Origin of the sequence: Pelomonas sp. KK5 (genome assembly GCF_001984095.1) — a bacterium.
Taxonomy (GTDB): Bacteria; Pseudomonadota; Gammaproteobacteria; order Burkholderiales; family Burkholderiaceae_C; genus KK5.
Genome location: NZ_LYVQ01000324.1, coordinates 1 through 5366 on the forward strand (window position 1 = coordinate 1; position 5366 = coordinate 5366).

Genomic DNA, 5366 nt, shown 5'->3' on the forward strand with positions numbered 1-5366 from the left:
CATCCACACCAACGCGACGCTGATGTCCAACACCGTCGGCGGTCACCCACTGGCGCATGGGCTCGGAGAGACCGGCATCGGCCGGGACATCGTCGGCATAACGCGTGACCAGCAGTGACGAGATCCGCCTGTCCGCCGGCAGCGCCTCGTTGGCCTGGGCGACGATGCCGGCCAGGTCGGCGCTGCAGATCACCACCTTGGTGGACGGGTCGGTGATGTAGTGGCCGAACTCCTCGGCCTTGTTCATCGGGTTCACCGGCACCACCACCGCATCGGCGCGGTTCACCGCATAGACGGCGACCAGGAACTGCGGGCAGTTCTGCAGGAACAGCGCCACCCGGTCGCCCTTGCCGACCCCGACGCTCTTCAGCCAGCCGGCCAGGGCCAGCGCCTGGGCGTGCAGCTCGGCGTAGGTGGTCGTCTTGCCGCAGTAGATGGCGGCGGCCTTGTCCGGGTAGCGCGTGGCGCTGACCTGCAGGTTGAAGTAGAGCGAGGTCTTCGGCACCACCACCTCGCGCGGCAGGCGACGGGGAAAGTGGCTGCGCTGGGCAATCTGCTGGGGCGAGAGAGAGGTCATCCGCGTGTCTCCTTGTCCTGTCCTTGTTTGCCTGCGATTCTTCCCTGCATCTTCGGCGAAGGCCTGTCCCAGGTGCGACAGGAAATATGACGGAAAATAAGCAGTTACCCGCGATCCAACCCGAGCCTGACATGTCCACGATTCTTCAGCACATTCCCGCCGGCCAGAAGGTCGGCATCGCCTTTTCCGGCGGCCTCGACACCAGCGCCGCCCTGCACTGGATGCGCGGCAAGGGCGCGATCCCCTACGCTTACACGGCGAACCTGGGCCAGCCCGACGAGCCGGACTACGACGCGATCCCGCGCAAGGCGATGGAGTACGGCGCCGAGAAGGCCGTGCTGGTGGACTGCCGGGCGCAGCTCGCCCACGAGGGCATCGCCGCCCTGCAGGCCAACGCCTTCCACGTCAGCACCGGCGGCATCACCTACTTCAACACCACGCCGCTGGGCCGCGCCGTCACCGGCACGATGCTGGTGGCCGCGATGAAGGCCGACGACGTCAACATCTGGGGCGACGGGTCGACCTTCAAGGGCAATGACATCGAGCGCTTCTACCGCTACGGCCTGCTGACCAACCCGTCGCTGAAGATCTACAAGCCCTGGCTGGACCAGGCCTTCATCGACGAGCTGGGCGGCCGCGCCGAGATGAGCGCCTTCCTGAACAAGGCCGGCTTCGGCTACAAGATGAGCGCGGAGAAGGCCTACTCGACCGACTCCAACATGCTCGGCGCCACGCACGAGGCCAAGGATCTCGAGCACCTGAACAGCGGCATCAAGATCGTCAACCCGATCATGGGCGTGGCCTTCTGGCGCGAGGACGTGGCGGTGAAGGCCGAGACGGTGACCGTGCGCTTCGAGGAAGGCATGCCGGTCGCGCTGAACGGCGTCGAGTACCGCGACCCGGTGGCCCTCATCCTGGAAGCCAACGCCATCGGCGGCCGCCATGGCCTGGGCATGAGCGACCAGATCGAGAATCGCATCATCGAGGCCAAGAGCCGCGGCATCTACGAGGCCCCGGGCCTGGCGCTGCTGCACATCGCCTACGAGCGCCTGGTGACCGGCATCCACAACGAGGACACGATCGAGCAGTACCGCATCAACGGCCTGAAGCTCGGCCGCCTGCTGTATCAAGGCCGCTGGTTCGACCCGCAGGCCATCATGCTGCGCGAATCGGCCCAGCGCTGGGTGGCCCGCGCCGTCACCGGCGAGGTGGCGCTGGAACTGCGCCGCGGCAACGACTACTCGATCCTCGACACCCGCAGCCCCAACCTCACCTACGCGCCGGAGCGCCTGTCGATGGAGAAGGTCGAGGACGCGCCGTTCAGCCCGCTCGACCGCATCGGCCAGCTGACGATGCGCAACCTGGACATCACCGACACCCGCGCCAAGCTGGGCATCTACACCGATGCCGGCCTGCTCGCGGCGCCGGACGCCAATGCGCTGCCGCAGCTGAAGTAAGGCGTTACCTGCCTGGCACCGACTGCGCCGCGCGGGCGCGGTCGGTGTAGGCCTTGTACTGCGGGATCGCGATGGCGGCGAGGATGCCGATGATCACGATGAACGGTGCCAAGCTGCCCAGGATGCGCACTCCCCAAGTATTGGGCGGCGGCGGCAGGCCAAAACGATTGCTGCCCCGATCACCGGGCCAGAAGATCCACGCGAGCACGATGATCGGGATGATGCTGGTCAGTGTCCACCAGCCGCTGATGCCGATGTCGTGGCAGCGCTTGACCCCGCTGGTGACCGAGATCACGAACACCGCGATGCCGAGCACCGCGCTGACGACGCTCGCCAGGCCATGCGAGCCCGGCATCGCCAGTGCCAGCGCAAAGGTCGCGATGTTGACGGCGAACGACGCCCCGAAGACATAGGCCAGGTAGCGCAGCCGCCCGATCCGCCCCTGGGCCGTGAACAGGCCCAGTTCACCAGTCTGCCCCTGCACCGGCTCGATGTCCTGCACAACGGCCTGCGGTGCGGCGTATTGATTGAAGTTCGGTTCCTGTCGGTCCATCGCTCTTTCTCCCCTTTCAAGTCAGATCACAAAAGCCCCGCCCGCTTCACCTGGTGGTAGCGGTTCACCAGCGCCGTGGCCAGTTGCTGCGGCTCCACGTCCACCGACAGCCGGTCGCCATCGACCACCCGCGCGAAAGCATCGCGCCGCGCCTGGTCCAGCAGGTGGGCGCTGGCCACGTCCACGGCGCTGTCGGGGTCCTCGATCGGCTGCGCGGCGATGCGGCCCAGCGCCGTCTCGCGCAGGCTGGCCAGCAGCACCAGGTGGCGGCGGCGCAGCAGGCGCAGCGCGGGCTGCAGCTCGGGCGCATCCTCGTCGCGGAAGTTGGTGAGCAGGATCACCAGCGAGCGGCGCTGCAGCCGGCGCATCAGCGCCTCGGCCGCGGCCAGGTAGTCGGAGTGCTCGCCGCCGGGCTGCAGGTCGTGCAGCTTGTTCATCATCGCGTTGAGGGCGCCCAGGCCCTTGCGCGGCGCGCTGTCGCGCTGCTGGCCGGGCGGGCAGCCGAAGCTCATCGCGCCGACCTCGTCGCCCTCCGACAGCGCCACGTAGCTCAGCAGCATCATCGCGTCCAGCGCGTCGTCGAAATGGCTGTTCTCGCCAGCCTTGGCTGACTGCTCGTCGGCCCGCATGCGGCGGCCGCAGTCGAGCATGAACATCACGCGCTGGTTGCGCTCGTCCTGGAACTCGCGAACGATGGGCTTCCTCTGGCGCAGCGAGGCCTTGGCGTCGATGTGGCGCAGCGGCTCGCCGCGGCGGTACTCGGCCAGCTGGCGGAAGTCGGTGCCCTGGCCGCGCCGCGCGTACTGGCGGATGCCGATCTGCGCCAGCCGCCGGTCGCCGGACAGCCAGGCGTAGCGCGCCAGCGCCGCGAAGTTCGGGTACACGCGCAGGCTCGCCGCCTCGCCGAGGGTCTCGCGCACTTCCAGCAGGCCGGCGCGGCTGGTCCACAGCAGCTGGGTGCGGCCCAGGCGCACGATGCCGCGGCGCCGGGCGGTGGCCTTGAAGCGCAGCGTGGCGCGGGTCTGCGGCTGCAGGGTCAGGTCTTGCGGCAGGCCTTCGAAATCGAACAGCGGATCCAGCTCGTCGAACACCCGCAGCCGCCAGGCGCGCGGCCCGGGGTTGACCAGGTCGAGCTTCAGCTCGGTCGGCGCGCCGATGGCGAAGGCCGCGGGCAGCCGGCGCTCCAGGTGCACGCCGTCGCGGCGCCACAGCCGCAGGCTGAGCCCGAGGTCCAGCGCCATCGCCAGCGCCAGCGCGGCCAGCAGGGCCGTGCCCGCCGGCGCGACCGCGGCCAGCGGCAGGCCGGCCGCCAGCAGGCCCGCGGCGGCCAGCGCCAGCGCGGCCAGCAGCGCGATGCAGCGCCGCGTGGGAATGACAGCCCGGCCCTTGCCCATCGTCGTCATCAGAGGCGCGGCGCCTCCACGCTCTCCATCGCGGCCGCGAGCAACTCGTCCACTTCACGGCCTTCCAGCTGCGCATCGGGCGCCAGCGTCACGCGGTGGCGCAGCACGGCGAGCGCCTGCGCAGCCACGTCGTCCGGGGTCACGAAATCGCGCCCACGGATCAGCGCCATCGCGCGGGCCGCGCGCAGCAGCGCCAGGCTGCCGCGCGGGCCGGCGCCGATCTCCAGCCCCGGCCAGTTGCGGGTGGCACGGGTCACCCGCACGGCGTAGTCGACCACCCGCTCGTCGGCATGGATCAGGCCGGCCAGGCGCTGCAGCTGGCGCACCTGCACATCGTCCAGCACGGGCTTCACTTCCTCCAGCGGCAGCTGGTCGCCGGCGCGGCCGGCGGTGACGCGCTGCACCAGCGCGGCCTCTTCCTCCGCCGACGGGTAGCCGATCAGGATCTTCAGCAGGAAGCGGTCGAGCTGGGCCTCGGGCAGCGGGTAGGTGCCTTCGGTGTCCACCGGGTTCTGCGTGGCGATCACGATGAAGGGCCGAGGCAGCGCCAGGGTCTGGCCTTCGAGCGTGGCCTGGTACTCCTGCATCGCCTCGAGCAGCGCGCTCTGGGTCTTGGCAGGCGCGCGGTTGATCTCGTCGGCCAGCAGCAGGTTGGTGAAGACGGGGCCCTGGCGCACGCGCAGGCGGCCCAGGCCGCCGCCACCCGTGTCGTCGAGCACGCTGTGGCCGATCACGTCGGCGGGCATCAGGTCGGGCGTGAACTGCACGCGGGCGTACTGCAGGCTCAGCGCCTGGGCGATGGCGCGCGCCAGCAAGGTCTTTCCCAGGCCCGGCACGCCTTCCACCAGCACATGGCCCGACGCCACCAGCGCCACCAGCAACTGCTCCACCGCATCGGCCTGGCCGACCACGGCCTTGCCGATCTCCTCGCGCAGGCGGTGCAGCCACTGGGTGGCCAGCGTGAGTTCCTCGGGCTTGATCGTCGTTGTCGTGTCGTTCATCTCGGTCGTTCCTTGGTGTCCGGCAGCAGGCGGCGCCGGGCGGTCTCCAGCAGTTGCAGGCGCGCCGCCAGCGCGGCGCGGGGGCATTCGGTGCGGCGCAGGGCCTCGGCCAGGTCATCGGCCGGCAGGCCGGTGGCGGCGGCAACGGCGGCGGCGCGGGCGCGCGCATCGAGGCGGCGCCAGCCAGGCAGGTGGCGGGCGGCGGCCTCGTCGAGCGCGCGCTGCTGGGCCTGCACCAGCGCCTCGCGGCCCTCGCGCCGCAGCCAGGCGCCCAGGCCGCTGACCTGCTCGCCGATCGAGCGGCGCAGGCGCGGCGGCGTGGCCATCAGCGGCCCGAAACGCAGCGCGCCGCGCCACAGGGCAGCGGCCAGCGCC

At 70.5% G+C, this 5366-nt stretch carries 5 protein-coding genes and 1 pseudogene; 1 reads left to right on the forward strand and 5 read right to left on the reverse strand.

The annotated features are described in order from the left end of the window. On the reverse strand, window positions 1-577 hold a 577-nt coding region (locus tag B0W88_RS29335; protein WP_144007052.1), incomplete at its 3' end, for an AMP-binding protein. 131 nt (window positions 578-708) lie between these two features. On the opposite strand from B0W88_RS29335, the gene argG reads away from it, so the two are divergent. Beyond that, window positions 709-2034 (forward strand): argininosuccinate synthase, encoded by a 1326-nt coding sequence (gene argG, locus B0W88_RS29340; RefSeq protein WP_077038072.1) that lies wholly within the window; start codon window positions 709-711, stop codon window positions 2032-2034. Window positions 2035-2038: 4 nt separating this feature from the next. On the opposite strand, the gene B0W88_RS29345 is transcribed toward argG, so the two are convergent. The 4 genes and pseudogenes from B0W88_RS29345 to B0W88_RS33925 form a co-directional block, all read right to left on the reverse strand. After that, complete coding sequence (locus tag B0W88_RS29345; RefSeq protein ID WP_158080967.1) at window positions 2039-2536, reverse strand: DUF805 domain-containing protein; 498 nt, start codon at window positions 2534-2536, stop codon at window positions 2039-2041. Window positions 2537-2613: 77 nt separating this feature from the next. Beyond that, window positions 2614-3990, reverse strand: a complete 1377-nt coding sequence (locus B0W88_RS29350; RefSeq protein ID WP_233151887.1) for a DUF58 domain-containing protein — start codon at window positions 3988-3990, stop codon at window positions 2614-2616. Further along, window positions 3990-4991 carry a MoxR family ATPase gene (locus tag B0W88_RS29355; RefSeq protein ID WP_077038074.1) on the reverse strand — a complete coding sequence of 334 codons (1002 nt, stop codon included), beginning with the start codon at window positions 4989-4991 and terminating at the stop codon, window positions 3990-3992. The genes B0W88_RS29350 and B0W88_RS29355 overlap by 1 nt, the downstream gene beginning before the upstream one ends. Further along, a pseudogene (locus B0W88_RS33925) lies at window positions 4988-5366 on the reverse strand (DUF4350 domain-containing protein); the annotation flags it as partial. The pseudogene B0W88_RS33925 and the gene B0W88_RS29355, both read right to left, overlap by 4 nt.

Excerpts from the sequence above, each read along its gene's own strand:
- argG (WP_077038072.1), top strand. The coding sequence starts at position 709 with ATGTCCACGATTCTTCAGCACATTCCCGCCGGCCAGAAGGTCGGCATC.
- B0W88_RS29350 (WP_233151887.1), bottom strand. The coding sequence starts at position 3,990 with ATGACGACGATGGGCAAGGGCCGGGCTGTCATTCCCACGCGGCGCTGC.
- B0W88_RS29355 (WP_077038074.1), bottom strand. The coding sequence starts at position 4,991 with ATGAACGACACGACAACGACGATCAAGCCCGAGGAACTCACGCTGGCC.